The 25,751-nt window shown below is 69.6% G+C and carries 23 protein-coding genes; 18 read left to right on the top strand and 5 right to left on the bottom strand.

The window, feature by feature from the left end; all coding sequences use genetic code 11:
• Positions 1-16: 16 nt before the first annotated feature.
• Entirely contained in the window at positions 17-844 is an 828-nt protein-coding gene (locus tag QQA13_RS12945; RefSeq protein WP_234411281.1) for a hypothetical protein, read from the bottom strand.
• A 350-nt stretch (positions 845-1,194) separates the two neighbouring features.
• On the bottom strand, positions 1,195-2,550 hold the full coding sequence (locus QQA13_RS12940; protein ID WP_108470943.1) for a cytochrome C: 1,356 nt from the start codon (positions 2,548-2,550) through the stop codon (positions 1,195-1,197).
• Positions 2,551-2,836: 286 nt separating this feature from the next.
• Here QQA13_RS12940 and QQA13_RS12935 point away from each other — a divergent pair, with 286 nt between their 5' ends.
• From QQA13_RS12935 to QQA13_RS12865, 15 genes are all read left to right on the top strand, one after another.
• Positions 2,837-3,274, top strand: coding sequence for a sugar 3,4-ketoisomerase (locus QQA13_RS12935; protein ID WP_108470942.1), 438 nt, complete (start codon positions 2,837-2,839; stop codon positions 3,272-3,274).
• Positions 3,259-3,924 carry an acetyltransferase gene (locus tag QQA13_RS12930; protein ID WP_108470941.1) on the top strand — a complete coding sequence of 222 codons (666 nt, stop codon included), beginning with the start codon at positions 3,259-3,261 and terminating at the stop codon, positions 3,922-3,924. The genes QQA13_RS12935 and QQA13_RS12930 overlap by 16 nt, the downstream gene beginning before the upstream one ends.
• Positions 3,925-3,930: 6 nt before the next feature.
• Positions 3,931-4,884, top strand: coding sequence for a hypothetical protein (locus tag QQA13_RS12925; RefSeq protein ID WP_108470979.1), 954 nt, complete (start codon positions 3,931-3,933; stop codon positions 4,882-4,884).
• Entirely contained in the window at positions 4,871-5,803 is a 933-nt protein-coding gene (locus QQA13_RS12920; RefSeq protein WP_108470978.1) for a GNAT family N-acetyltransferase, read from the top strand. The genes QQA13_RS12925 and QQA13_RS12920 overlap by 14 nt, the downstream gene beginning before the upstream one ends.
• Positions 5,803-6,960: a DegT/DnrJ/EryC1/StrS family aminotransferase gene (locus tag QQA13_RS12915; protein ID WP_108470940.1), complete on the top strand. Its 1,158-nt coding sequence runs from the start codon at positions 5,803-5,805 to the stop codon at positions 6,958-6,960. Before QQA13_RS12920 ends, QQA13_RS12915 begins: the two co-directional genes overlap by 1 nt.
• Positions 6,957-8,210, top strand: a complete 1,254-nt coding sequence (locus tag QQA13_RS12910) for an O-antigen translocase (RefSeq protein ID WP_108470939.1) — start codon at positions 6,957-6,959, stop codon at positions 8,208-8,210. Before QQA13_RS12915 ends, QQA13_RS12910 begins: the two co-directional genes overlap by 4 nt.
• Positions 8,207-9,136 carry a glycosyltransferase gene (locus tag QQA13_RS12905; RefSeq protein WP_108470938.1) on the top strand — a complete coding sequence of 310 codons (930 nt, stop codon included), beginning with the start codon at positions 8,207-8,209 and terminating at the stop codon, positions 9,134-9,136. Before QQA13_RS12910 ends, QQA13_RS12905 begins: the two co-directional genes overlap by 4 nt.
• Positions 9,133-10,302: a hypothetical protein gene (locus QQA13_RS12900; protein WP_108470937.1), complete on the top strand. Its 1,170-nt coding sequence runs from the start codon at positions 9,133-9,135 to the stop codon at positions 10,300-10,302. Before QQA13_RS12905 ends, QQA13_RS12900 begins: the two co-directional genes overlap by 4 nt.
• Before the next feature lie 10 nt (positions 10,303-10,312).
• Positions 10,313-11,131 carry a Wzz/FepE/Etk N-terminal domain-containing protein gene (locus QQA13_RS12895; RefSeq protein ID WP_108470936.1) on the top strand — a complete coding sequence of 273 codons (819 nt, stop codon included), beginning with the start codon at positions 10,313-10,315 and terminating at the stop codon, positions 11,129-11,131.
• 158 nt (positions 11,132-11,289) lie between these two features.
• Positions 11,290-12,174, top strand: coding sequence for a class I SAM-dependent methyltransferase (locus tag QQA13_RS12890; RefSeq protein WP_108470935.1), 885 nt, complete (start codon positions 11,290-11,292; stop codon positions 12,172-12,174).
• Positions 12,175-12,178: 4 nt separating this feature from the next.
• Positions 12,179-13,399 carry an amidohydrolase family protein gene (locus QQA13_RS12885; protein ID WP_108470934.1) on the top strand — a complete coding sequence of 407 codons (1,221 nt, stop codon included), beginning with the start codon at positions 12,179-12,181 and terminating at the stop codon, positions 13,397-13,399.
• Positions 13,400-13,419: 20 nt separating this feature from the next.
• Positions 13,420-14,103, top strand: a complete 684-nt coding sequence (locus QQA13_RS12880) for a class I SAM-dependent methyltransferase (protein ID WP_108470933.1) — start codon at positions 13,420-13,422, stop codon at positions 14,101-14,103.
• A gap of 25 nt (positions 14,104-14,128) precedes the next feature.
• Entirely contained in the window at positions 14,129-15,646 is a 1,518-nt protein-coding gene (locus tag QQA13_RS12875; protein ID WP_108470932.1) for a B12-binding domain-containing radical SAM protein, read from the top strand.
• A gap of 13 nt (positions 15,647-15,659) precedes the next feature.
• A complete protein-coding gene (locus QQA13_RS12870; RefSeq protein ID WP_108470977.1) occupies positions 15,660-16,787 on the top strand; it encodes a glycosyltransferase family 4 protein in 1,128 nt (375 codons plus the stop codon).
• Complete coding sequence (locus QQA13_RS12865) at positions 16,784-17,929, top strand: glycosyltransferase family 4 protein (RefSeq protein ID WP_108470976.1); 1,146 nt, start codon at positions 16,784-16,786, stop codon at positions 17,927-17,929. Before QQA13_RS12870 ends, QQA13_RS12865 begins: the two co-directional genes overlap by 4 nt.
• Here QQA13_RS12865 and QQA13_RS12860 read toward each other — a convergent pair.
• Genes QQA13_RS12860 through QQA13_RS12850 form a run of 3 tightly spaced genes read right to left on the bottom strand, consistent with a single transcriptional unit; the run spans position 17,891 to position 21,557 of the window.
• Positions 17,891-18,850, bottom strand: a complete 960-nt coding sequence (locus QQA13_RS12860; protein ID WP_108470931.1) for a class I SAM-dependent methyltransferase — start codon at positions 18,848-18,850, stop codon at positions 17,891-17,893. The genes QQA13_RS12865 and QQA13_RS12860 overlap by 39 nt on opposite strands.
• 9 nt (positions 18,851-18,859) lie before the next feature.
• Entirely contained in the window at positions 18,860-20,080 is a 1,221-nt protein-coding gene (locus tag QQA13_RS12855; protein ID WP_108470930.1) for a nucleotidyltransferase family protein, read from the bottom strand.
• On the bottom strand, positions 20,055-21,557 hold the full coding sequence (locus QQA13_RS12850) for a B12-binding domain-containing radical SAM protein (RefSeq protein WP_108470929.1): 1,503 nt from the start codon (positions 21,555-21,557) through the stop codon (positions 20,055-20,057). The genes QQA13_RS12855 and QQA13_RS12850 overlap by 26 nt, the downstream gene beginning before the upstream one ends.
• A 292-nt stretch (positions 21,558-21,849) precedes the next feature.
• On the opposite strand from QQA13_RS12850, the gene QQA13_RS12845 reads away from it, so the two are divergent.
• The 3 genes from QQA13_RS12845 to QQA13_RS12835 all read left to right on the top strand — a co-directional run bounded on the left by QQA13_RS12845 (position 21,850) and on the right by QQA13_RS12835 (position 25,674).
• Entirely contained in the window at positions 21,850-22,857 is a 1,008-nt protein-coding gene (locus QQA13_RS12845; protein WP_428992318.1) for a serine kinase, read from the top strand.
• A gap of 249 nt (positions 22,858-23,106) precedes the next feature.
• On the top strand, positions 23,107-23,718 hold the full coding sequence (locus QQA13_RS12840; RefSeq protein ID WP_108470927.1) for a peroxiredoxin: 612 nt from the start codon (positions 23,107-23,109) through the stop codon (positions 23,716-23,718).
• A gap of 189 nt (positions 23,719-23,907) precedes the next feature.
• Positions 23,908-25,674, top strand: coding sequence for an ABC transporter ATP-binding protein (locus tag QQA13_RS12835; RefSeq protein ID WP_108470926.1), 1,767 nt, complete (start codon positions 23,908-23,910; stop codon positions 25,672-25,674).
• Positions 25,675-25,751 lie beyond the last annotated feature (77 nt).

Here is a 25,751-nt window from a genome sequence, read left to right as displayed (position 1 = left end):
AAAGGTTGCCGGTGGATCAGAAGGACCGCGAGAGCGTGGCGACCCAGGGCTGCGCGGCCATGTCCCGCGTCGACCATCGCGATCCCAGGTCCGTCATGACGCGATCGAGTTCCAGCCGCCATGCGCCATCGACCCACATCAGCCCGACGTGGCCGTAGCGGTAGAAGCCTTCGCCATCGTGGGGCCGGTAATGCCCATATTGGCCGTAGTGGCTGTACCGCGCGGGTGGGACGTGGGCGACGCCCGCTCCGGCGGAAACGAAGGCATGTTCCGTCAACGGCCAGTGGAAATCGAGATCGGCGGCGGCCCGCGTGCGCCGATCCGCGGAGCCGATGCTGCGGCTGGCCGACAGGCCGAACGTCAGGATGTCCCGGTACAGCCAGTTGATCCCGGCTTCGCCGCGGTCGTAGGCGGTCGAGCGGGCGTCGCCGGAATAGCGGTAGTAGAGCACGCTGGCCTGCATCTGCCAGTCGCCGGAAAGCGACCAGTGGCGCGACCCCTGGAGCAGGGTCTGGACGATGCGCCCCGGCGTACGGACTTCGGCACTTCCGGACAGGCTCACCGACCAGCCTGTCGACGAGATCCACGAGGCAGCCACCTGAAGGGTGGGCGTGGCCGGCGTGATCGCCAGGCCGCGGTCGGCCAGCTGCGAACCGAGTGCGACCGTACCGGCCACCCTGGTCGACTGCGCGTGCAGCCGGGCGGGATACGCGGCGGCCATCGCCACGGCAAGCAGCCCCAGCCCCATGCGGGCAAGGCAGCGGCCGCGGGTGCCGACGTCGAGGTGGAAGGGCCGGGCCCGGTGCGGCACGATGCCTGCGCAGCGTGGGCCACGTGCCGCCATCGAATCTACCTGGGGCTCGAACGCACGGGCACCGTGCCGTGGGCACGCGCCGTCGCGGCGACGTGCGCCAGAGGCCTTGACCGCGGGACAGGTAAGCCACATCGCGTCATTGTTCGATCGGTCGAGTACGGCTGCGCCCCATGGCATGGCCGCACCACGGAAGGCATGCACGCGTTATAGCCGAATCTGCGCGGAAAGGGGTGTCCTCTCTCAAGGGACGATGCCCGGACGTGGCACGGGCATCGTCGGCCGGCTGCGGGAACGGCGCCGGCGTCCGCGCGTACAAGGCGGCCAGCCCCGCGGGTGTCCGGTGAACGGGGCGGGCCACGCGGCAATGCCCTTGCGCGCCTTCAGAATGCCGCGCTCACGGAGATCGTGAAGGCGTTCAGGTCCCTGGCGTTGGTCATCGGCGCCCCGGGCGGCGCGCCGAAGATGTTGGTGCGCGCGCCGTTGAAGCGGCTGAAACGGAACCAGGTGGCGTAGATCCTCAGATTGGCCAGGGAGTTGAAGGATGTCTTGCCGAACGGTACCCAGAACACGCTGATCAGGTTGCTGGTGGTATCGGGATTGCCGTAGGGAATGTAGCGGGCGGGGTCGCGCGACCCGGTGCTGACCATGCGGGACAGCGCGATGCCGTAGCTTTGCCTGAAGGTGTAGATGGCGGTGGCGATCTGGTCGCGGGCTGAGCCCTGCGGCAGCGCGAGCAGGCCCGGAACAATGGGACTGGCAGGCGTGCTGCCGTAATCGCGCTTCTCGAAGATGTTCACGTAGCTGAGCTGCAGGATGTTCTGCCGGTTGCCCAGGTACTGGTAGGTGAGGTCGTAACCCAGGTCGGTGATGTCGTCGGCGGGCCCCAGACGGGGCCGCTGGCGCCGGGTGGTCAGACCCACCACGCCGGCCGAGACGAACTGGGCCTTGAACTCCTTCATGTAGGCGAAGCGGAAGTATCCGGTGTCGCTGAACTTGCCCGGATCGCCCCCGACCGAATAACCCAGCCGATCCTGCACGGACGTCTGCAACGAGTTGTAGGTGCCGACTTCGCCGTACCAGTCCGAGTCGTACAGGGCGTAGACCGTGGCGCCGATGACGCGGTTGGCCGGTGCGCCGGGGCTGGACAGGTTCAGCAGGGTCCCGGTGACGCCGGGTGGACCCAGGGTCGAAGCGGCTGGCAGCACGGCGAGGGGGTCGTTGAACCCCGGGTTGTTGTTGACGCTCACGCCGAGCGTCAGATCCTTGCCGCCCAGCTTGAGCGCCTTGGCCACGAAGCGCAGATCGAGGTTGCTCAGCCTGGTGTTGTATTTGCCGTTGCCGATGTTGTCGGTCTCGATCTTGACGAAGCTGCCCACGTGGTCAGTCAGTCGCCCGGCCAGGTAGATGTCGGCTTCGGTCAGTCGGCTCTTGCTGTCGCCACGCGCGGGGTTGGTGCGGGCCGCCACGAGTTGCGCGGCCACCGGCAGCGCGTCGCTGATGTTCGCGTCGGTGTAGCCGTTGAGCTTGAAACGCATGCCGACCGGCGTCAGCCCCGGCCCGTTGTCGCCGCCGCCAAAGGCGCTGGAGTGGCAGACCGCGCAGACGTAGCCGGTCTGCCGGGCAAACGAGGGAACTGCATGGACGGCGTTGCTGGCGAACAGCAGCAGGATCGCCAGGCCGTGCCACAGGAGGCTCCCGCGGCGGCCGGTTTCGGATCGGGTCGGAAAAGGCAACATGGGTTCTCCTTGGGTCCTGATCGGATGCGGCGATGCGCGGGCCACGCGCCGGCCAGCGATGCTGCCCCGGCCGTACCGGCAGACCGCTGCAGGCTGCGGGTAAGTGCCGGCCGGGCCACCAAAGGTTGCGCGCGGCGCCTGGGCGCGCCGGCGATTGCGCCTGACCCGGGGGCAGGCCGTGCGGCGCCGGCGATCCGCCGCCTGCTGCCCGGCGCAACCTTTGTCCAGTCGGGCGGCACTCAAGCCTGTAAGTCGCCATCCCATGATTTGCAGCCGGGTCCGACCCATGGAAATCCAACGCATCCAGTTGCACAAACATGGCGACAGCCGCGGCATGCTCGTCGCGCTGGAACAGGACGGCAACGTGCCCTTCGCGATCCGGCGCGTGTACTACATCTTCGCCACGAAGAACGGCGTGCATCGCGGCCGGCACGCGCACCGCCATCTCAGCCAGCTGGCGGTGGCGGTGCGCGGCTCGGTCACTTTCCTGCTGGATGACGGCAGCGGCGTGGCGGAGATCGTGCTCGACGATCCCGCCCAGGGCCTGCTGCTCGGCAGCATGGTGTGGCGAGAGCTCTACGACTTCAGCGACGACTGCGTGCTGATGGTGCTGGCCGACCACCCGTTCGATCCAGACGACTACATCACCGACTACGACCAGTTCCTGCGCGAGGTGAGCGGCGTCATGCAGCTGGAGGGGGCGACGGCATGGCAAGGCCGCTAGTCCTGATCGGCGCCGGCGAGTTTGCGCAGATCGCCTGCGAGTACTTCGAGCACGACAGCGACTACGACGTGGCGGCCTTCAGTGTCGAGCGCGACTACCTGGTGCAGCCGACGCTGGCAGGGCGTCCCGTGGTGGCCTTCGAAACACTCGAAGCGGACTACCCGCCGGGCGAGGTGGACGTGTTTGTCGCGATCCCCGCCAGCCAACTCAACCGGCTGCGCACGCGCCTTTACCAGGAGCTGAAACGCCGGGGCTACCGGTTCGCCACCTATGTCAGCACGCGTGCGTTCGTGTGGCGCAATGCCGAAGTGGGCGAGAACAGCTTCATCTTCGAAGGCAACGTGATCCAGCCTTTCGTGCGCATCGGCAACAACTGCATCCTGTGGAGCGGCAACCACGTGGGGCACCGCACGGTCGTGCACGACAACGTGTTCATCGCCTCGCACGCGGTCGTGTCGGGCTACTGCGAGATCGGCGCCGGCAGCTTCGTCGGCGTGAACACTACCTTCAACGACCACGTGAAGGTGGCGCCCGACAACGTGATCGGCTCCGGCGCGCTGGTGACACGCGATACCGAGCCGGGCCGGATCTACGTCGGTTCGCCGGCGCGCGCCGTGCCCGACAAGTCCAGCTTCGACGTGAAGCTTTGAATGGCCATGGCCGCGTGGAGGAAGAAAGGGCTGGTATTCGACACCGCGCGGCATGGCGTGGGCGGCTGGATGCGCCACTCGGCGCTCACGCCGACCCCGTATCGCATCGACGACGAACGCATCCGCGTCTACGCGGGCTTTCGCGATGGCGATGGCGTCAGCCGCATCGGTTATGTCGACGTGCGCGCGGACGACCCGGCCACGATCGTGCGCGTCAGCGCCGAACCGGTACTCGACGTCGGCCGGGGCGGGTGTTTCGATGACAACGGCATGATCCTGGGCGACGTGGTCGACGCGCCGGGCGGCCTGCACCTGTTCTATGTCGGCTTCCAGCACGTGGCCAGGGCCAAGTTCCTGGCCTTCACCGGCCTGGCGATTTCGACCGATGGCGGCGAGCACTTCCGGCGCGTGCAGGAGACGCCGATCCTGGATCGCGCGCCCGGCCGCAGCACGATCGGCGCGGTGCATTCGGCCATCCATGAAGGCGGCCGCTGGCGGCTGTGGTACGCCGTGGGCGACGACTGGGAAATCATCGGCGGCCAGCCGTTTCCGCGTTACCACATCCGTTACGCGGAGACCGACGATCTGCGCGCCATGCCGCACGAAGACCAGGTCTGCCTGCTGCCACACGGCAGCGAGTACCGGATCGGGCGGCCACGGGTGTACCGGCGCGGCGGCGGGTACGTCATGTACTTCACGCGGGGCAACCTCAGCGGCGAATACTTTCCCGGCCTGGCCTGCAGCGACGACGGCATCCGCTGGGAACGCCGCGACGATGCGCTGGGCCTGGGCTTGTCCGACAGCGGCTGGGACTCGCGGACCATCTGCTACCCCGCGCTGATCCGCCAGCGCGACAAGCTGCTGATGTTCTACAACGGCAACGACATGGGCGTGGACGGCTTCGGCGTGGCCGAAGCCCTCGTGTCGCACCTCGACGGTGGCGCCGATGCTCGCGGTTAGGCGCTACGTTCCCGCCGATGCCGATGCCTGGGACGCCCTGGTCGAGCGCTCCAGGAACGGCAACCTGCTGCACCGGCGCGGCTACATGGACTACCACGCCGATCGCTTCGTCGACTGTTCGCTGGTCGTCGAGCACCAAGGCCGGATCGTGGCGGTGTTCCCGGCGGATATCCGCGACAAGCTGGTGACCAGTCATGGCGGACTCACCTATGCCGGGCTGATCAGCGGCCATGCCCTGCGTGCCGAAGCGACGCTCGCCGTGTTCGGGCAGATGGCCGATCTCTACCGGGCGCTGGGCGCGCAGCGCATCGTCTACAAGGCGGTGCCGCACGTGTTCCATGCGTACCCGGCCGAGGAGGATCTTTACGCGCTGCAGCGCATGGGGGCACGCGTGGTGCGTCGCGACCTGTCCTCGGTGATTGCGCTGCAGGAACCGTTCCAGTTCACCGAGCCGCGCCGGCGCGCGGTCAGGAGGGCGGGGCGAGCCGGCATCAGCCTGCACGTCGGCGCCGATCCGGCGTCGTTCCACGCGCTGCTGTCGCAGGTGCTGCGCAAGCATCACGTCGCGCCGACCCACAGCCTGCAGGAGCTGCGCCTGCTGCAGGCGCGCTTCCCGCGGCAGATCGTTCTGCACGACGCGCGCCGGGAAGGCGTGCTGCTGGCGGGCGCCCTCGTCTACGATCTTGGCCGGGTGGTGCACACCCAGTACCTGGCTGCATCGGAGGAGGGGCGGCAGCTCGACGCGCTCAGCTTCCTGCTCGCCGAACTGATCGGCGGCACGTATGCGGACCGGCACTACTTCTCCTTCGGCATTTCCACCGAGCAGGCCGGGGCGGTGCTCAACAGCGGGCTGGTGACGCAGAAGGAATACTTCGGTGCGCGCGGCATCGTGCACGATTGCTACGAGTGGCCGCTGTGATGGGCCTCGACGTGATGAAGAACGCACCGACGGAAGCCGCCCCGGCCGACGTCCCGTTCCTGAGCCTGCGGGAAGTCAATGCGCGTTACGCCGACGAGCTGAAGGCCGCTGCGGCACGCGTCATCGATTCGGGCTGGTACGTGCTCGGCGACGAGCTCGTCGCCTTCGAGCAGGAGTTCGCCGGCTGGTGCGGCGTGCGCCATGCCGTGGGCGTGGGCAACGGCCTGGATGCGTTGTCGCTGATCCTGCGCGGCTACAAGGAACTCGGTGTCCTCAGCGAGGGCGACGAGGTCATCGTGCCCGGCAACACCTTCATCGCCAGCTTCCTGGCGATCAGCGAGAACCGGCTGGTGCCGCTGCCGGTGGAGCCCGATGCGGCGACGTTCAACCTCGACCCGGCCTGCGTGGAGGCGGCGATCGGACCGCGCACGCGCGCGATCATGGCGGTGCATCTGTATGGCCAGCTGGCCGACATGCCGGCGCTGGCGGCGCTGGCCCGGCGGCGCGGCTTGCTGCTGATCGAAGACGCGGCGCAGGCGCACGGCGCGCTGTGCGACGGGCGCAGGGCCGGCGCGTTCGGCGACGCGGCGGCCTTCAGTTTCTTCCCGGCCAAGAACCTCGGCGCGCTGGGCGACGGCGGCGCGGTGGTGACCGGCGACGCGGCGCTGGCACGGCGCATCGCGGCGCTGCGCAATTACGGCTCCGAGGTGAAATACCGCCACCTCTGCCAGGGGCTGAACTCGCGGCTCGACGAAATGCAGGCGGCGCTGCTGCGGGTGAAGCTGAAGTATCTCGATGCGGACGTGGCCTGGCGCCGCCGGGTGGCGCATCGCTATCGCGACGGCATCCGCCACCCGCGGATCGGCTTGCCCGGCGCGGTGCGCGAGGAACAGCACGCCTGGCACCTGTTCGTGGTGCGCTGCGCCGAGCGCGATGCGCTGCAGCGGCACCTGCGTGCGCAGGGCATCCAGGCCCAGGTGCATTACCCGGTGCCGGCGCATCGGCAGCCGGCGTATCCCGCATTGCGCCGTGTCTGCCTGCCGCTGACCGAGCGACTGTGCGACGAGGTGTTGAGCCTGCCGCTGGGGCCGACCCTGGGCGATGACGACGTGGCGCGGGTGATCGATGCCTGCAACGCGTTCGGAGGCGGCGCATGAACATCGTGCGCGCCGGTTTCTACACCAGCCTCGCGACCGCCGCGCGGCTGCTCGCCGGGCTGGTGGCGATCAAGCTGGTGGCGTGGTTCGCCGGCCCGGAGGGCGTTGGCCGGCTCGGCCAGTTCATGAGCCTGATGTCGCTGCTGGCGGTGCTGGCCGGCGGCGGCATCAGCGCGGCCATCGTCAAGTACGTCGCCGAGTACCGCGACGATCCGCCCCGGCTGTCGCGCCTGCTGTCCGCCGCGCTGTGGTACGCGTTCTGCGCTTCCTGCCTGATGGGCGGCGCGGCGTTGCTGCTCAGTCGGCAGCTCGCCGCGTGGCTGCTGGGCGACCCGGGCTATGCCGGCCTGATCCGCGTGCTCGCCGTCGCCCAGCTCGGCATCGCGCTGCTCAACTACATCCTCGCGGTGGTCAACGGCTTCATGGACGTGCGCCGGCTGGCCTTCATCCAGGCGGGCGGGGCGCTCGTTGGCATCGTCATGATGATCTGGCTGGCGCGCTGGCTGCATCTGTATGGCGCGCTGCTGGCGCTGGTGCTGGGCCAGCTGCTGTGGCTGGCGATCGCCTTGCCGGCGTGGTGGCGCAGCTCGTACTTCCGCCGCGGCATGCTGCGGCTGCGCTACGACCGCGAGATGACCTTGCGCCTGGCGACGTTCTCGGTGATGACCCTCACCTCCGCGCTGCTGCCGCCGCTCGTCAACATCGCCGTGCGCGATCATCTCGCGCTGCAATTCGGCTGGGAGCAGGTCGGCTACTGGCAGGCGGTCAGCAAGGTGTCGGACGCCTATCTGCTGTTCTTCACCGCGGCCATCAACATCTACTACCTGCCCAAGCTGGCCTCGACGCACGGCCGCGAGGCGCTGCTGGCCGAGCTGCGCAGCGCCGGCCGCCACGTCCTGCCGGCGGTCATCGTGGTGGCGACCATGGTGTATGCGCTGCGCGGATGGGTGACCTGGCTGCTGTTCACGCCGCAGTTCGCTCCCGCCAACGCGCTGTATGGCCCGCAACTGGTCGGCGACGTCATCAAGGTCGCCTCCTTCGTTCTTTCCTACCTGATGCTGGCCAAGGCGATGACGAAACTGTTCGTCATCTCCGAATGCGTGTTCGCGGCCAGCTACCTCGTGCTTGTCTACGTGTTCGCCGCGCGCTACGGCCTGGTCGGCGCGATGTATGCCTTCGCGGTCAACTATCTGCTGTATCTCGTCTTCAACCTGCTGGTGGCCCGGCGTTATCTGGGAGGGCTGCGATGATGAGCGACGACGTGCCGCTGGTGTCCGTGCTGATCCCCGCGTTCAACCACGAGCGTTTCGTGCAGCGCTGCCTGGACAGCGTGCTGGAGGATCCGTATCCGGCCAAGGAGCTCATCGTCATCGACGATGGCTCGACCGACCGCACCGCCGAGCGGATTGCCGACTGGGTGGCGACGCATTGCATGGATATCCCGATCGAGTACGTGCGGCGGGAGAACCGCGGCATCGCGGCGACGCTGAACGAGCTGGCGGCGCGCGCGAACGGCGAGTTTCTCCGTCCCGGCGCCAGCGACGATTACCTGCTGCCGGGCGGTCTCGATGCCCAGGTGCGCTACCTGCTGGCGCATCCGGACAAGGGTGCAGTGATCGGCGATTCGGTCGTGGTCGACCAGCACGGCAACCGGCTGCACGACAGCGGCATGGGCCTGCTTCGCGGCGGCAGCAAGAGCCTGTATCGCTCCGACGACGGTATCCGCCGCGCCATCATCAGCCACTGGGCCATCGGCGGGCCGGTGGCCTTGATGCGCCGGAGCGCGCTGGACACCGTCGATCGCTGGAGCGAAGGCCTGCGCATCGAGGACTGGGACCTGTTCCTGCGCCTGGCGGCCCGCGACGCGCTCGGCTTCATCGACGTCAGCGTCTGCGCCTACCGCATCCACGGCGCGAACCTGAGTCGGACGCGGCACACCGCCACGCGGATCGGCAACCTCGCCGAGTCGCGCCAGGTGGCGCTGCGCCGGGCGTGCCTGTTCGACGAGCCGTACCGGACCCTGCTGCGGGCGCAGGCGCACCACATCGGCGCCAAGATCGCGTTCCTGCAGGGGCAGCCGTGGTCGCTGGCGCAGCATCTGCTCGCCTGGTCGTGGCTGTGGCTGCTGTCGAAGCTGCGCCCTGCATCCGGACGCCATGGCGTGGAGGCGGCATGAAACGTTTGCTGTGTCTGCCGTCGGCCTATCTCGCGCTGCCGCTGCTGTTGGCTTGCGCGCTGACCCTGCTCACCTACGATCTCCCGGTCGACTATCTGCAGGGCCTGCTGCTGCTGGCGGTGGTTGCCGCGGCGATCGGCTGGTTCGACGTGCAGGCGCAGATCAGGATTCCGCCGGCCTCGCGCTTTCGCGCACGCAGCTACGTCGGCACCCGCGACGCGTTCGTGGCGCTGGCCTTCGCGGGGCTGATCGCGGTTTTCTGCGTGCTCGACCTCGCGCTGTTCCCGATCCCGCTGTTCAGCAACCCGTCGTCCTACGCCGTGATGCAGGATGGGCACGAGCACGTCCGGCACGTATCGGACATCTGCTGGGTGCTGCCGCCGATCGGGCTGCTGTGCGCCAGGAAACGGTGGCTGCGCAACACGCTCATCGGCATCGGCTTCCTGTTCCCGATCCTGGTGATCGACCGCAACCGGGTGTTCGCCGCGGTGTTCGCGTTCGCGCTGGTGATCCTGCTGCGCCGGGACGAGGCCCGGCCCGTGCCGTGGAAGGCGGTCGGTTTGCTCGGCTTCGCCGGCGTCAGCGTGTTCTCGCTGCTCGGCATGCTGCGCTCCGGGCCGCTGGACCACCTCACCCTGCCGTTCAGCGCGATGTATCGCGCGGCACCGGAAGGCATCAAGTGGCTGCTCCTCTACGCTACCGCCGGGCCGTACAACTTCAGCGCGATCCTGGCCAAGCACTACAGCAACTCCAGCTTCCTCATCCACCAGGTCGTGCCGCTGAGCGGCTCGGTCGCCACCGCGGGCACGGGTATTCCGCTGGATGCGCCGACCATCAACGTGGGCACGGAGTTCTTCCCGTTCCTGATGGCGTTCGGCCCGGTCGGCGCGGTGGCCGCTGCCGTCGTGCTGTACGTGATGCTGCGCTGGAGCGTGTCGCGGCTGCGCGCCACGGTGTCGCTGTTTTCCCTGTTGATCTTCCTGCGTGTTTCCTACGTCTGTGTGATGGCGCCGTTCGCGCCGCAGGCCTACACGTGGACGAACGTCGGCTTCATCGGCCTGTGCCTGGTCATGCAGGTTGTCGCGGCCTGGCTGCCGAACCGCCGGGCGCCGGCGCCCATGTCCGCGCCCGCTGCGCCGATCGTGTCTCCGTCCTCTCCCCAGTGAGTGCCCAACCATGGAACAAGACGAAATCTACCTGATCGACCTCTGGCGAATCTTCACCCGCGGCTGGATCTGGTTCGCGGGCGTGCTGATCCTGACCCTGGCCGGCACCTATGCCTTCGCGCACCTGGTGAAACGCCAGTGGCAGGCGACCGCGTGGATCCAGATCGCCCAGGTCGGGCAGGTGCTGCCGGGCCAGGATCCGAAGGTCGAGCCGTTGTTGCGCGTGATCGAGCGGCTGGAGCTGGTGCCGTTCGAGAACGAGATCCTGAAAGGCGCCGGCCATGCGCGCGATTCGTCCGTGGCGAGGCTTTATCGCAACAGCCTGAAGCTGGAGCCGATGCCCTATGCCGGCCCGCTGATCCGCCTGAGCGTGCGGGCCTACTCCCGCGAGCAGGCCGCCGAACTGGCCACGGCGACGGTGACCCGATTGGCCGCAGTCCACCAGCACCTGGAAGAGGCGCCGCTGCAGGCGGCGCGCGCGCGACTCGCCCGCATCGAGGCCGACCTGCAGACCGCCGAAGGCGACCTGGCTCGCTATCAACGGGCGGCTGCACCGGGCAGCAAGGATGCCGCGGGTGCGGTGCTGGCCAGCCTGCTGCTGGCGAACAAGAACGAGGAGGTTCGCGGCTTGCGGCAGGCGCGGATGGATCTCATGGAACGTCTCGGCCCGACCTACACCTATGCAACGTCGATGATGTGGCCGGTCTACGTGCCCGACAAGCAGGCCTTCCCGAATCCCGAACTGACCTGGGGCATCGGCCTGCTGCTGGGCCTGCTGCTCGGCGCATGCGCGGCCGTGGCGAAGGCCGGTCGACGGCAGGGAACCTGAATCCGGCGCTGCATCCGCTGCCGGCGCCGTTCAACCAAACCGGCGCCGGCGCGCACTCACGGAGCGGATCCATGAAGTGCCGGGGCCGACCCGTGACGGGGTCGGCAGTGTCGCGGTGAAGGGATGTCTGCCTCACGGTGGGACGGAGTTCGTTCGATATGCGTGGACTGCACAAGCTGCGACCCGGGCACCGCGCCGTGCCCGCCGGAAGCACCCGCCAGCACCCGCGGCATCCGCCGCCAGACGAGGCGCAGCTGCTCGACACGCAGCGCGCCTTCGACAGCGTCGCCGCCGACTACGACGGGCCCCTCGGCAACAACGAGCTGATCCAGCGCATGCGGCTGATCCTGTGGGATACCGTGCACAGCATCGTGCCGCCTGGCGCGCGCCTGCTGGACCTGGGCTGCGGCACTGGCATCGACGCGCTGGAGTTTGCGCGGCGCGGCTTCCATGTCGTCGCCACCGACTGGTCGCCGCTGATGGTCGAACGTACGCGGGCGCGGGCGGCGGCCGCGGCCATGCAGTCGCGCGTGACGGTCGCACACCTCGGCATCCAGCAACTGGCCCGGCTCGACGACGAGTTCGACGGCATCTATTCGAACTTCGGTCCGCTGAACTGCGTGCCGGACCTCGGCGCCGTCGCCACCGAATGCGCGCGCCTGCTGCGCCCCGGCGGCACCCTGGTGTTTTCGGTGATGGGCCGGATCTGTCCGTGGGAGCTGGGGCACTACGCCCTGCGCGGCCGCTTCAAGCGCGCCGGCGTGCGCGCCGCACGTGGCGCGACGGCGGTGGGCATGAACCGCCACACGATCTGGACCTGCTACTACCTGCCGCGCGAGTTCTACCGTGCCTTCAGCGGGCAGTTCTCGCTGCAGGGCTATCGCGCGCTGGGCCTGTTCCTGCCGCCGCCCTACCTGGTGGACTACTACCGCCGCCGACGCCGCTGGTGCGAGCGTCTCGGCCGGCTCGATGATCGCCTGGGCGCGCTGCCGCTGCTGCGCGACATGGGCGACCATTTCCTGATCGTGCTGCGACGGCGCTGAGTCGATGGACTTCCTGCAGGCCGCGATGGATGTCAGCTTGTGCCGGGCCGTCTCGGTCACGCCCGCGGGCCACTCGCGCATGCCGCTGCCGATCCGGGGCGGGCGGATCGGCGCGTCGCTGGCGGCGCGGGCGTACCGGCTCGACCTGCATGACCATCTGGTCTTCCCCGGCCTGATCAACGCGCACGAGCATCTGCACGTCAACACGGTGCCGCCGCTGCCAGCCCGCGCGCCGTTCCCGAACAGCTACGCCTGGATCGCCGCCTTCCGGGCGCACTTCGAGGAGCCGGCGGTGATCGCCGCGCTGCGGGTGCCGAAGGCGTTGCGGCTGCGCCACGGGGCGCTGAAGAACCTGCTTGCCGGCACCACCTGCGTGGCGCATCACGACCCCTGGCATGCGGCGCTCGACGAGCCGGATTTCCCGGTCGCCGTGCTGCGCGACTACGGCTGGAGCTATGCGCTGGGCTGGCCCGATTACGGCCCGCCGGTGCGGTCGAGCTTCGCCGCCACGCCTGCCGATCGGCCGTGGCTGATCCATCTGGCCGAAGGCACCGATGCGATCGCGCAGGCGGAACTGGCCCGGCTCGACGAGATGGGATGCCTGGCGGCGAACAGCGTGCTGATCCACGGCGTCGGCCTGCGCGAGCAGGACGTCGACCGGGTGATCGAGCGCGGCGCGGCGGTGGTCTGGTGTCCGACCAGCAACCGCAACCTGCTCGGACGCACGCTGGACCCGCGGCGCCTGTGCGCAGCGGGCCGGCTCGCGCTGGGCAGCGATTCGCGGCTCAGCGGCGCCCGCGACCTGCTTGATGAAATGCGCGGCATCGTCGCCCGCGGCGAGCTGGACGCCGGGCAGTTGCTGGGCCTGGTCACCAGCCAGGCCGCGCGCATCCTGCGGCTGCCCTCCGGCGGCAGCCTGGCGCCGGGTGCGCTGGCGGATCTGGTGATCGTCGAGGACCGCGGCGGCGACGAGCGCTGCGGCCTGGTCGGCATCGAGCGCAGCCGGATCCGGGCGGTGGTGCGCCACGGCGTGCCGCGCATCGCCGATCCGGATTTCGCCGAATGGTTCGATGTCGCCGGCATGGACGCCGTGCCGGTGACGCTGGACGGCAGGCCGAAACTGCTGGCCAGGCCGCTGGCCGACGCCGGGCTGGTGGCGCTCGAACCCGGGCTTGAACTGGCCGCTGCGCACCACGCGCACAACCTCGCCATGGAGGCCGGTTAGCCGTGACGACGCGTCCGCCGATGCTGCTGCCAGCCGAGGCGTATGCCTTGTGGGCAGCCAGTTACCCCGCGCATGCGCACAACCCGGTGATGCAGGCGGAGGAGCGCGCCATGCTCGGGCTGATGCCGGCCACGCTGCATGGGCAGGCCGTGCTCGATGTCGGCTGCGGCAGCGGACGCTACATGCTGCATGCGCTGCGCCGTGGTGCGGCGCGCGTGATCGGCGTGGATCTTTCGTCGCCGATGCTCGCGCGCGCCGGCGTCGAGCTGGCTGCCTGGCAAGCTGGCGCGGACATCGACCTGGTGCAGGGCAGCCTCGAAGCGCTGCCGGTGCCGGATGCGCGGGCGAACCTGACCCTCTGCGGCCTGGTCGTCGGCCATCTCGACGACCTGCAGCGCGCGCTGGCCGAGCTGTGCCGGGTGACCCGGCCCGGCGGCACGCTGCTGTGCAGCGACGTGCATCCGATCGGGCATGCGCTGGGCTGGCTGCGCGACTTCAAGTCGGACGGCCAGCACTACGCCGTGCGGCACACGCAGCACCTGTACAGCCACTGGCACGCGGCCTGCGCCGCACTCGGGCTGCGCATCGAACAGGTGCTGGAACCGATGCTCGACCCGGCCGACGTCCCTGCCGGTGCGCGTTTCGACCACACCGCGCTGGCGGTTCCCGTGGCGCTGGTGTTCCGGCTGCGGCGCGGGCCGTGACTTCCCGAATTCGCAGGCTCTTGCCATGACCCATGCCTCACGCACCTTGCTGATCAACCCGACCATCACCTCGCGGCGCAGCGCGCGCTTCCCGTTGTCCCTGCTGCACCTGGCGGCCGCGCTGGAGCGCAGCGGCCACGACAGCCAGATCGTCGACGGCAACGTCGACCGCGATTTCGTCAACGACACCTTGCACGCGCTGGAGCAGGGCGCCTTCGGTGCGGTCGGCGTCAGCGTCATGGGCGGTCCGCAGCTGGCGCCGGCGATCGCCGTCTCCCGCGCGATCCGCGAGCGCTTTCCGGTGGTGCCGATCATCTGGGGCGGCTATTTCCCCACGCTCAACCCGGACGCGGCGCTGGCCGCGCCCTACGTCGACTACGCGGTGCGCGGGCAGGCCGGGGAAACCCTGCCCGAACTGATTTCCGCGCTGGACGGCAAGGCCGAGGCGAAGCTGGCGACGATCGGCGGCCTGTCGTGGAAGCAGGGCGGCGCGGTCGTGCACAACCCGAACCGCCGTTTCACGCTGGCCGACAACGGCATGGTGCTGCCATACGACAAGCTCGGCGACCCGCGGCGCTACCTCGCGCGCACCTATCTCGGCCGCCGCACCGTCGCGCACCAGGCGTCGATCGGTTGCCGCTTCCGTTGCACCTTCTGCGGCGTGGCCGCGATGTTCGGTGGCACCACCGTGCTGCCGGCGGCGGAGCAACTGGAACGCGACCTGAGTTATCTGAAGTACGAGCTGGGCGCGGACTCGGTGCAGTACTTCGACAACAATTTCTTCGATCGCGAACGGGACATGTTGCCGCTGCTCGAAGTGATGGCCAGGTTCGAAATGCCGTGGTGGTGCTTCGCCCGCGCCGACGCCCTGCTCAACCTGTCGGAAGAAGCGTGGAAGCTGGTGCGCAAGAGCCGGCTGCGGATGGCCTACATCGGCGCGGAATCGCCCAATGGCCAGATGCTCAAGGAAATCCGCAAGGGCACGCGGCCGGACCAGACGATGGCGGTGGTGGAGTTGTGCCGCCGCCACGGCGTGATCCCCGAGCTGTCGTTCATGGTCGCACCGCCGGAGAACACCGAGGAGGAGACCGAGCACACCTTCGAGTTCATCCGCGCGCTGAAGCGGATCAACCCGCAGTCCGAGATCGTCATCTACGTCTACACGCCGCTGCCGGAAAACAGCCGGCACGAACAGGACCGCGCGCGGCGTCCGGCCAAGCCGCTGTTCGGTCTCGACGGCGCACCGGTGGTGTTCCCGACCACGCCGGAGGAGTGGGCGCAGCCGCGCTGGGTCGACTACACCTGCCATGCCGATGCGCCCTGGCTTGACGAAAAACTGCGCCAGCGCATCCACGATTTCGTCACCGTGCTGCGTTGCCGCTTCCCCACCGTGCAGGACCTGCGCTCGCCGCCCTGGGCCAAACGCAGCCTGAGCGCGATGGCCGATTGGCGTTATCGCTACGGCAGGTACAACCGGCCGTGGGAACTGGAGCTGGCCAACCGGCTGGTGCGCCTGCGCATGCCGCAGGTGTCGGGCCTCTAGCCGGGTGCACGCCGTGCACGTCGCGCAGCTCAATTTTTTGCCCGCGCCGGCGGGACTTGCGCCGGCCGCGGTGCTGGAACGATGGCACTCGCTGGCGGACATCGCCGAGGCAGTCGCCAGCGCCGGCACCCGCGTGTCGGTGATCCAGGCGGCGGCGCGCGAGGAGCGGATCATGCGCGACGGCATCGACTATCACTTCGTCGACATCCGCGGGCTGGCGACGGCGGCCGAGCGGGGCCGCCGTTTCGCCGGCGTGCTCGGCCAGCTCGGCATCGACGTGCTGCACGGACACAGCCTGGGTTTCGCCGAGGATGCCTTCGCCATCGCGCAGTGCCTGCCGCGACTGCCGATCATCCTGCAGGACCACGCCGATCGGCCGCCGCGCCGGTGGCGGCGGTCGCCGTGGCGGCGCTGGTATGCGGCGCTGGCCGGCGTCGCCTTCACCGCGCCCGAACTGGCGCGACCGTTTGTCCGGGCCGGGCTGTTCGCGCCGCACACGCGGCAGTTTGCGATACCCGAATCCAGCAGCCGTTTCAGCGTCGGCCATCGTGCCGATGCCCGCGCCAGCACCGGCCTGCATGGCGATCCCGGCGTGCTGTGGGTGGGGCATCTGAATGCCGGCAAGGACCCGTTGAGCGTGCTCGACGGCGTCAGCCTGGCTGCGCGGCGGCTGCCCGACCTGCAGTTGTGGTGCGCCTTCGGCAGCGCGCCGCTGCTCGGCGCGGTGCGGGCGCGCAGCGCGCGCGATCCGCAGCTTGCCGGGCGCGTGCACTTGCTGGGCACGGTGGCGCACGCGCAGGTCGAGCTGCTGATGCGCGCGGCCGACCTGTTCGTCTCGGGCAGCCGCGCCGAAAGTTGCGGTTACGCCGCGCTCGAAGCGCTGGCTTGCGGCGTCACGCCGGTGCTCACGGATATTCCCTCCTTTCGCGCGCTGATCGGCGACAGCGGCGTCGGTCAGCTGTGGGCTTGCGGCGAGGCGACACAGCTGGCCGAGGCGCTGGTCGCTGCCGCCGCTGACCGGCCGCCGGCGGCACAGGTGCGCGCCCATTTCGACGCCGCGCTGTCATTCACTGCGGTAGGCCGGCAATGGGCCGCTGCCTACGCGCAGGTGCACGACGAGCGGCGCCGGAGAGCGTCGTGAAACTCGCGCTGGTGGTGCCGGGCGGGGTGGATCGCAGCGGCGAGTACCGGGTGATTCCGGCCTTGCTGGCGCTGATCGAACGACTGGCGCGCACCCACGAGGTGCACGTCTTCGCGCTGCAGCAGGAGGCGGCGGCGGGCCGCTGGGAACTTGCTGGCGCGAGCATCCACAACATCGGCGCCGGCTGGACCCGATGGCGCGCGATCGCGGCGATCCGCGCCGAGCATCGCCGCGCGCCGTTCGACCGGATCCAGGCGATCTTCTCCGGCTCGTGCGGCCTGGTGGCCGTGGCCGCGGCCAGGCTGCTGCGGCTGCCGAGCCTGGTGCATGTCGCCGGCGGCGAGCTGGTTGCGCTGCACGCGATCGACTATGGCGGGCGGCTGCAATGGAAGGGACGGCTGCGCGAGGCGTGCGTGCTGCGCGCCGCCGATGTCGTCACGGCGGCCAGCGCGCCGGTCATCGAGGCGCTGCGCGCGCTCGGCGTGGCGGCCCGGCGCGTGCCGCTCGGCGTCGACCTGCGGACTTGGCCGCCGCTCGCGCCGCGTGCGCGCCGCGCCGGTCCGGCGCGTTTGATCCACGTGGCCAGCCTCAACCGGGTGAAGGATCAGCCGATCCTGCTGCGCGCACTGGCCATGTTGCGCGACGCCGGGCTGGCCTTTCGCATGGATATCGTCGGCGTGGACACTTTGCAGGGCGAGATGCAGCAGCTGGTTCACCAGCTCGGGTTGGAAAACTGCGTCAACTTCCTTGGCTTCAAGACGCAACGCGAACTGCGCCCGTTGATGGAAGCGGCCGACCTGCTGGTGATGTCGTCGCTGCACGAAGCCGGTCCGCTGGTGCTGCTGGAGGCAGCGGTAGCCGGCGTGCCGGCGGTGGGTACGGGGGTCGGGCACTTTGTGGAGTGGTCGCCTGCGGCGGCCCGCAGCGTGCCCGTCGGCGACGCGGATGCGCTGGCCGATGCCGTCCGACAGGTGCTTGCGGACGAACCGCTGCGGCTGCGCATGGTCCAAGCCGCGCAGTGCCGGGCGCTGCTGGAAGACGCCGACAGCACCGCGCGCCTGTTCGATGCGCTGTACCGCCACGCATGCACGGAATCGCGGGAATCAGCTGGGCTTGCGGGCGACGTAAAGTCGAAACCTTGAAGGCTCGCGACGGCCACGAAGTTTCGCGATGAGCGGGCGCAGCGCCCAGCGCAGGCCGTACCAGGGACGATGCACCTCCCAGCGAATTGACAGCGCGTCTGCCATATGGCGCAGGCGCTCGTCGGTGAGATAGCCCAAGCTGGCGATGGCATCGGCGGCCGTGCCATGGCGGCGCAGAAAAACTTCGCGACGCTCGGCCAGCATCTGCCGGCCGCTCGCGTCGTGGGCGTACCACGGCGTGTCGCTGATGATCACCATGCCGCCCTTGCGCACGCAGCGCAAAGCTTCGCGCAGGCACGCTTCGCCGTCTTCGACGTAATGGAACGAGGCATTGAACACGGCGGCGTCGAACTGCTCGTCCGCGAACGGCAGGCGGCACATCTCAGCCTGGAAGCGCGGAAACAGTGCCGGCAGGCGCGCCCGGTAGTGCCGTGCCGCACCCAGCCCGTCGCGATCGTTGTCGAGCAGGTCGACCGCGGTCGGCCGATACCCGGCCAGCGCCAGACGAAAACTCATCCAGCCGTTGCCTGCACCGAGGTCGAGGATGCGGCCCCCTTGCGGCAGCCGCCGCACGAGGTAGTCGTAGCTGCGCGCACGCATCCGCCACTGGCGGCGATCCCTTCCCGTGGTGTCGCGGTAGGGAAGGGCGAGATAGAACGCTCCACTTTCGCTGCCGCGGCCTTCCGACGTCCTGATCCGCTCATAGTCGGCCATGAATCGCGCGTGGTGTGCGGCCGATTCGGGTGGCAGTGCATGGGCGATGCCGTCGTCGATCACGATGACGAAGCCGCATGCCGGGCAATCCAGTGTGCCGATGGCCGTTCCGCAGCGAGGACAGCGCAGTCGCAGACCCGCCAGCGCCGTCACCTCCGCGGCATGGCGGGTGGGTGATGTATCCGATGCTGGTAGCGCCAGCGACATGGGCGGGTGCTACGGCGCGGGCGCCGGGCCTTCCAGGGCCGCGCGCACTGCGAACATCGTGTCCATCCGCGGTACCGGTCGGGTCAGCCAGGCAAGGATGCGTCGTCCGTGCGACAGACCGGTCCAGTTCGACCCCTGCTGCAGCCAGAGCTGCGTGCGCAGCATGTCGGTACGCTCCCGGTTGGCCTCCTGCGTGGGCCTGACTCGCTGCCCGAGGTAGCGCCCGAGTTCGCCGAGGGAACGCGACCATTCGATGCCGTGCAGCGCATGCAGCCACAGGTCGGAGGACGAAACGCGGGTCAGGGTCTGGCGGCGCGATGCCATCCGCAGCAGGGTAGGGCAACAGGTGGCGAGCCGTGCCAGCACGTCGGCCGCGATTGCGTCCGGGTAGTAGCGCGCAGTCAGCAGCAGTGGCGGCAGCGCATACCAGGGAGCGTCGCCGGCCGGGTCGTCCCACAGCACGTTCCAGTCGCCCGCGGACAAGCGTGCCGAGAGCAGCGCGATGTCGTGCAGATGGAGCAGGCGCAGGCTGCGGTTGCAGAGGTTGCCGGCAGCATGCAGCAGCAGGTGGTTCATCAGCGCGCCGGGCGACGGGTAGGGGTTCAGTCCGGGCCGCGGCTGTGGCGGATGGATGCGCGCGGTGATGTCCACCGCGGTGACCGGCAGCCGCTCCTGGATGCGCGTGTGCAGCTCGATGTTGACCGGCGTGTCGCGGTGCTCCCCAAGGCCGGCAAAGGGAGCGCCGGCCGCCGGCCTGAACACCCGGTGCTTCCACCCGGCGAACGACTCCACGTAGCCCAGCTCCTGCAGCAGCGCGATCGCCGGCGCGGCATCCTCCGCGCGGACCAGCAGGTCGATGTCGGCCATCGGCCGGTCGCCGGGCGCGTAGATGCCGAGCGCGTGCAAGGCGGAGCCCTTCAGCGCGACGAGGGCGATGCCGCGAGCGCGGGCGCCGGCATCGATGCGCTGCAGCAGCGTATCGATGCGTTGATGGCGATGCTCGACGTGTTCACGCTGGTCGGTCAGGAACGATTGCCAGGAGGGGTTCCGCCACACGCAGCATCGGCACAGCAGCGGCGACACCCCATGCACGGCCGCGGCGACCGCCGCCAGCTGCCAGTCGAGCGCACTCCACGGCGGCGTGACGCTGCCCGGCCGCGCCAGCTCCGCGGCGAGCGCCTCGGTGGTGCGGCGCAGGCCGGCCCTAACGACTTTGAGCGGCGGCAGCATGGGGGAGCAGCCGGATATCGATTCGCTTCGTCGTCGTCGCATCCTCGCTGCGGTGCGCCCGTTCAGATGCGACCAGCGCATCCCATTTGGCATCGAGTGCCGCGCTCGCCTGCCGGTGGCGCTCCGGCGGGTCGGTGGCCTTCGATTGCTGCAGCGTGACCTGCTCGTGCAGCAGGTCGCGCACGCTGCGGTAGAAGTCCGAGTCATAGGCGCCGTGGAACATCATGGCCAGGTCGCCGCTGTCCCGCCAATGCGTCTTGTCGCCAAGCTGGGCCTTGACCTTGTCGTAGAACTTGGTTCCCGGCAGCGGATAGGAGACGCTCACGCCGATGTCGTCGGGCGCGGCTTGCGCCACCAGTTCGCGGGTCGCCAGCAGGTCGTCCAGCTGTTCGCCCAGATAGCCGAGCTGGATGAAGAAGCCCACGCGGATGCCGCGCCGGCCGAGCCGCACCCGGGCCGCAACCAGGTCGGCGACCCGGGTGCCCTTGGCCATGCTGTCCAGCACGCGCTGGCTGCCGCTTTCGGCACCCAGCCACGCCTCGGCGCAGCCGGCCTGTTCGAGTGCGTCGGTCATGCGCTCGCTCATCAGGTCGGCGCGGGTCTGGATGGTGAACGGAACCGATCCACCGGCGCTGCGCAGGCGCGCTCCGAACTGCGCAACCCAGTCGACGTGGAAGCCGAAGATGTCGTCGGCCATCCAGATGTGATCGGGCCCGAACGCCTGTTTCAGGTAGATCATCTCCGCCGCCACGTCGTCGGCGCTGCGCTGCTTGTAGTGGTTGCCCCAGATCGGCTTGGCGCACCAGTTGCAGCGAAACGGGCAGCCCCGCGACGCCGCCATGTTGAGGCTGAAGTAGCCGTGCCGTTCGCGCCACAGGCTGCGGTAGCGCGCGATATCCACCAGGTCCCAGGCCGGCGGACCGACCAGCCGGGGGTCCGGCGGCATGGCGCCGATGCGTCGCGCCTGGGTCTGGCCGTCCACTTGCGTGGCGATGCCGTCGATGCCGTCGAGCCAGTGGCGGGCGGTGATGGTCGGGTCGCGCTCCAGCCGCTCGATCAGTTCCAGCAGCGCCGCGATCCCTTCGCCCAGCAGCACCGCGTCCGCGCCGGCGGCGAGGAAGGGGCCCGGCTGATCCGACGCGTCGGAGCCGGCCACGATCACGCGGGCGCCGCGCGCATGCGCTTGCGCGATCATCCGGCACGCCGCCTCGCGCATGCGGCCGAGGCACATCTTGGTCAGGTAGTTGAAATTGTCCTCGTAGAGGACCACGACATCCGGCTGCGCGGCGCGCACGGCGGCTGCGTAATCCTCGACGCCATCGGCAAGCATCGCGTCGAACAGGGCGACGTCGTGGCCCCGCCGCCGCAGCAGCGCGGCGATCTGGATCGTGGCCAGCGGGGGATAGGGCTTGCCGCGTTCCCATTGCTTGGGGTCGTACCTGAGGAAGTAGGAGTGGCCGACCTGAATCTTCAGCATCGCGAAGTGGCCTCGATCTCGTCGCGGGAATGGCGGCAGCGGCGAGGGAAACCGGCCTCCTCGTCGATGCTGCCGGGACGTGAGTGCCGGCGCGCGGCGCTTCGGTTGCCTCGCGTGGCGGTCCGTGCGGGTTGCCGGTGCCGCGGCGCCGTCAGCGGGGCGCCCGGACAACCTTTTCGCCGTGGCCGCGCACTCAAGGCCAGGCGACCCGCTGCGGATTCGCCACATCGTGCAACCACCTCTGGGCGGGGCAACTCGATCGGTGACGACGGCATCGACTCCTCACGGCGACATGCGGGACGCCTGCGCGGATCCTTTCCGCGAGCGATCCGGCTGCCGCCGTGCCGTGAGCCGGCAGATACTCGGCGGGCGCTTCCGTTTCGAAAGCGCGAGCGAGGCGCTGCTGCAGCTGGTCGAGGCCGCTTACGGCGGCCTGCCGCCGCACCGTCTGCCGGCGGCGGTGCCGGAGTTCCGCATCGAGCTGCAGCTGTCGCCGCCGCGGCTGTCGCCGGGCGGGGGCGAACCACCGCCGGTGCAGGTGCAGGCGGGAGCCGGCTGGATCTGCGGCGTCATGGACGCGTCGAACTACGTGATGCTGGCGCCCGCGCAGCAGCGGGCCCTGGTGGTGGCCTCCGCCGACATGCTGGAGCGGCCCTACCATCTGCGCTACGAACTCATCGAGTTCGCCGTGTTCACCTTGGCCACGCGCGGGCAGGGCCTGGTTCCGCTGCACGGTGCCTGCGTGGGCCGGCGGGGCAAGGGCGTCCTGCTGCTGGGCGCCAGCGGCTCGGGCAAATCGACGCTGGCTTTGCTCGCCCTGCTGCAAGGCATGGATTTTCTCGCCGAGGACGCGGTGTTCGTGCAGCCGCACGCCATGCTCGCCACCGGCGTGGCCAACTACCTGCACGTGCAGGCCGATGCGCTGCGATTCGTCGACCCCGCCGGTGCCCGGCGCTGGATCAGCGGGGCGCCGGTGATCCGCCGCCGCAGCGGGGTGGAGAAGTTCGAAGCCGACCTGAGGCGGGGACCCGGCCGGCTCGCCGCGGCTCCACTGGAACTGGTCGGCACCGTGCTGGTTTCGGCCCAGCCCACCGACGACGCCACCGCCTTGCTGAGCACGGTTCCGGCTGCCGATGTCGCCGCGCGATTGTCCGCAGATCAGCCGTATGCGTCCGGCCAGCCCGGCTGGCCCTGCTTCGCGCAGCGGATGATGGCGATGGGCGTGCACGAGTTGCGCCGCGGCAAGCATCCGCGGGACGGCGTGGCGGCGTTGTGGGAACTGCTGGACGATGCGCCGTGATCGCGCCGCGCAAGGCTTTCCTCAGGAAAGATCCGGGCGGGTGCCTGTGGGCGGTGGTTCGGTGCCGCCCGAAGACAGCGGCTTCAGGCTTTTGCAGCCATGACGGGCCAGGGCTCGATCGGAGCATCCGCAAGGTGGCAGCAACGAAGTAAGCTCGGGTTTCCGCGGGTTCACGTTTCACGTCCAACGGGCACGGCCGGTCGGGATGGACTCTGGCCGGGGCGATGCCCCCTCACGAGGATCACGGCAATGAAAAAGCGTTTTGCGGGATCGATGGCATTGGGTGCGCTGCTTGCGCTGGCTTCGGCGATGCCGGCGGCCGCCGCGCTCGCGCCCGGCGCCGTGGCGCCGACGTTCACCGCCCAGGCCAGCCAGGCCGGCAAGGAGTTCACCTTCTCGCTGGCCGATGCGCTCAGGAAAGGTCCGGTCGTGGTGTACTTCTACCCGTCGGCGTACACCGGGGGCTGCGATCTCGAAGCGCACACGTTTGCGGTCGCGCGGGACAAGTTCGACGCGGCCGGCGCGACCATCATCGGCGTGTCGGCCGACAGCATCGAGCGGCTCGATGCTTTCTCGGCGGATCCGAAGTACTGCGCAGGCAAGTTCCCGGTCGCCTCGGACGCCGAGGTCAAGGTCGCTCTTTCGTACGGCCTGGAGGCGATGGCGGCGCGACCGGGCATGAAGGACGTGCGTGGCGTTGAGATCGATCACGCGTTCATCCCGCGCACGACCTTCGTCATCGCCGGCGACGGCAAGATCGTGGCCACGCTTTCCTCGGAGACCGACCACCTGCGCCCCGACGAGCACGTGAAACAGGCACTGGCCATCGTGCAGAAACTACAGGCCGGCAAGGCGCCGTAAGCGGGACCCCGGCGCGTAGTGGATGAGCTACGCGCCGGCCGGGCCGGGTGACGATGCAACCGTATGCGTGCCGAATGGCACTCACCGGCATCGCGGTCGCCTGCGGTGACGAGGTGCTGCCGTCGATCGTAACGGAGCGTTCCCGCCACCGCGGCGGATCTTGCCGGCCATCCATCCGGATCAGCAGTGATGCCTGACGAACCATCGCCGGCGCAGGGCCACACGCTCGACCTGCTGCGTTCGCTCGCGCGCACGCTCGGCGGCGGTGACCTGGCGGAAATCGCCGCCTATGTCGCGTTGTCGCTGGCGGCGGCACTGGTCGGCAGCCTTGCCGCGGTGCTGCTGGTGCCGCTGGTCCAGCCCGGGCACGCGTTGCGGCTGGCCGGCGGGATGTTCGACGTGGGCGGCAGCGTGGAGATGCGGGCTGCCGTCTTTGTCGCGGCCACCGCGACCTTCGCCGTGCTGCGCTGGCTGGTGGCATGGCTGGGCGCGCGCCTGACCAGTCGTTACGGCATGACCCGGCGGCGCCTGGTGCATGCACGGCTGGTCGATGCGCCGCTGGCCTCGCTGGCCGATGCGACCTCGGCGGAGATCGCGAACGTCCTGACCTACAACGTCGAAACCCTCACCCAGGGTTTTGCCGCGCTGTTGCAGCTGCTGGTTGCCGGCATCACCACGATCGTCAGCCTGGGCTTCGCGTTCTGGGTGTCGCCGCCGCTGATGCTTGTGGCACCGCTGCTTGCCGGTTTCGTGCTGATTGCCTCGCGCATCTTCGGCCGCGAACAGTCGCAGGTCGGTCGCCGCTATGTCGCCGACATGACGCGGCTGTTCTGGCTCAGCGAGGATTTTCCGCGGCGCCTGCGCCACATCCGTTCGTTCGGGCGGGCTGACGCGGAAAAGGAAAGTTACGGCGCCATTTCCGCGGCGCTGGGCCACGGCTACCGGCGCCAGCTGGAGCTGGTGGCAGCCGGACGGCTGGTGCTCGAACTGCTGGCGGCGGCCGCGATCGCCGCTGTCCTCGTGCTCGCCTATCGCTGGCACGGCGTCGATCAGTCGTCGCTGATCGCGGTGTGCCTGCTGCTCGGGCGCCTGCTGCCGTATCTGGTATCGACCCGGCAGAGCTTCCAGCAACTGCGTTCGGCCGTCCCGGCTTTCGGGCTCTGGCAGCGCTACATGGACCTCGACACGATCCGTTCGCCGGCGACGCCATCGCCCGCCGGGCCGGGGGCGGATCGGCCGGCGCTGCACATCGAGCGGATACGACTGGCGCCGCCGCTTGCCGGCCTCGACGTGCGCCAGGTGAGCCTGCGGCCCGGCGAGCTGACCCTGATCCGCGGCGACTCCGGCATCGGCAAGAGCAGCCTGGTCGACGTGCTGGCTGGCATGAGCGTGCCCGGGGTTTTCGCGGCGCGGGTCGACGGGCACGCCATCGGCTTCGACGCATACCGGGAGCTCGTGCGGCACGGCGCCTATGTCAGCCAGGGCGTGCGGCCCTGGCAGCACTCGGTGCGCGAATGCCTGCGCTGGGCGGCGCCCGAAGCCGGCGCCGAACTGATGCAGGCCGCGCTGCAGGACGTCGGCCTCGACCGGCGGCTGGCCGGCTCGCTGCAGGGCCTGGACACCGCGCTGCACAGTACGGCGAGCCGACTCTCCGGCGGCGAGCTGCAGCGGCTGCTGCTGGCCCAGGTGATCCTGCGCCGGCCTTTCCTGGCCGTGCTGGACGAAGCGACCAGCGCGCTCGACGCCGCGTCCGAGATCCAGGTGCTGGCCGCAATGAAACGCCGGTTGCCGCAGACGATACTCGTCGTGGTATCGCACCGGGACAGCGTGGCAGCGATCGCCGACCAGTGCCTGACCATCAACGGCGACCTCGTGGCGACGATGGTCGCGAAGGCCGATCCGTGCCATGCCGCGACGCGAAAGCGCGGCGGGCGCCCGCACGATGGGGCGAGCTGATCTTTCGGTCCGGCGCAGACGTTCGGGTGCTCCGAACCGGCCGGCAACGGCTTGGCGGACGGCGGAATGCCGTTCCA

Source organism: Rhodanobacter thiooxydans, from assembly GCF_030291135.1.
Taxonomy (GTDB): Bacteria; Pseudomonadota; Gammaproteobacteria; order Xanthomonadales; family Rhodanobacteraceae; genus Rhodanobacter; species Rhodanobacter thiooxydans_A.
Note: the sequence above shows the minus strand (reverse complement) of the source record. Positions and strands in the feature narration are given on the sequence as shown.

What these genes read in the sequence shown, in the direction of transcription:
- QQA13_RS12945 (WP_234411281.1), bottom strand. Translation starts at nt 844, where the DNA reads ATGGCGGCACGTGGCCCACGCTGCGCAGGCATCGTGCCGCACCGGGCC.
- QQA13_RS12940 (WP_108470943.1), bottom strand. Translation starts at nt 2,550, where the DNA reads ATGTTGCCTTTTCCGACCCGATCCGAAACCGGCCGCCGCGGGAGCCTC.
- QQA13_RS12935 (WP_108470942.1), top strand. Translation starts at nt 2,837, where the DNA reads ATGGAAATCCAACGCATCCAGTTGCACAAACATGGCGACAGCCGCGGC.
- QQA13_RS12930 (WP_108470941.1), top strand. Translation starts at nt 3,259, where the DNA reads ATGGCAAGGCCGCTAGTCCTGATCGGCGCCGGCGAGTTTGCGCAGATC.
- QQA13_RS12925 (WP_108470979.1), top strand. Translation starts at nt 3,931, where the DNA reads ATGGCCGCGTGGAGGAAGAAAGGGCTGGTATTCGACACCGCGCGGCAT.
- QQA13_RS12920 (WP_108470978.1), top strand. Translation starts at nt 4,871, where the DNA reads ATGCTCGCGGTTAGGCGCTACGTTCCCGCCGATGCCGATGCCTGGGAC.
- QQA13_RS12915 (WP_108470940.1), top strand. Translation starts at nt 5,803, where the DNA reads ATGGGCCTCGACGTGATGAAGAACGCACCGACGGAAGCCGCCCCGGCC.
- QQA13_RS12910 (WP_108470939.1), top strand. Translation starts at nt 6,957, where the DNA reads ATGAACATCGTGCGCGCCGGTTTCTACACCAGCCTCGCGACCGCCGCG.
- QQA13_RS12905 (WP_108470938.1), top strand. Translation starts at nt 8,207, where the DNA reads ATGATGAGCGACGACGTGCCGCTGGTGTCCGTGCTGATCCCCGCGTTC.
- QQA13_RS12900 (WP_108470937.1), top strand. Translation starts at nt 9,133, where the DNA reads ATGAAACGTTTGCTGTGTCTGCCGTCGGCCTATCTCGCGCTGCCGCTG.
- QQA13_RS12895 (WP_108470936.1), top strand. Translation starts at nt 10,313, where the DNA reads ATGGAACAAGACGAAATCTACCTGATCGACCTCTGGCGAATCTTCACC.
- QQA13_RS12890 (WP_108470935.1), top strand. Translation starts at nt 11,290, where the DNA reads ATGCGTGGACTGCACAAGCTGCGACCCGGGCACCGCGCCGTGCCCGCC.
- QQA13_RS12885 (WP_108470934.1), top strand. Translation starts at nt 12,179, where the DNA reads ATGGACTTCCTGCAGGCCGCGATGGATGTCAGCTTGTGCCGGGCCGTC.
- QQA13_RS12880 (WP_108470933.1), top strand. Translation starts at nt 13,420, where the DNA reads ATGCTGCTGCCAGCCGAGGCGTATGCCTTGTGGGCAGCCAGTTACCCC.
- QQA13_RS12875 (WP_108470932.1), top strand. Translation starts at nt 14,129, where the DNA reads ATGACCCATGCCTCACGCACCTTGCTGATCAACCCGACCATCACCTCG.
- QQA13_RS12860 (WP_108470931.1), bottom strand. Translation starts at nt 18,850, where the DNA reads ATGTCGCTGGCGCTACCAGCATCGGATACATCACCCACCCGCCATGCC.
- QQA13_RS12855 (WP_108470930.1), bottom strand. Translation starts at nt 20,080, where the DNA reads ATGCTGCCGCCGCTCAAAGTCGTTAGGGCCGGCCTGCGCCGCACCACC.
- QQA13_RS12850 (WP_108470929.1), bottom strand. Translation starts at nt 21,557, where the DNA reads ATGCTGAAGATTCAGGTCGGCCACTCCTACTTCCTCAGGTACGACCCC.
- QQA13_RS12845 (WP_428992318.1), top strand. Translation starts at nt 21,850, where the DNA reads ATGCGGGACGCCTGCGCGGATCCTTTCCGCGAGCGATCCGGCTGCCGC.
- QQA13_RS12840 (WP_108470927.1), top strand. Translation starts at nt 23,107, where the DNA reads ATGAAAAAGCGTTTTGCGGGATCGATGGCATTGGGTGCGCTGCTTGCG.
- QQA13_RS12835 (WP_108470926.1), top strand. Translation starts at nt 23,908, where the DNA reads ATGCCTGACGAACCATCGCCGGCGCAGGGCCACACGCTCGACCTGCTG.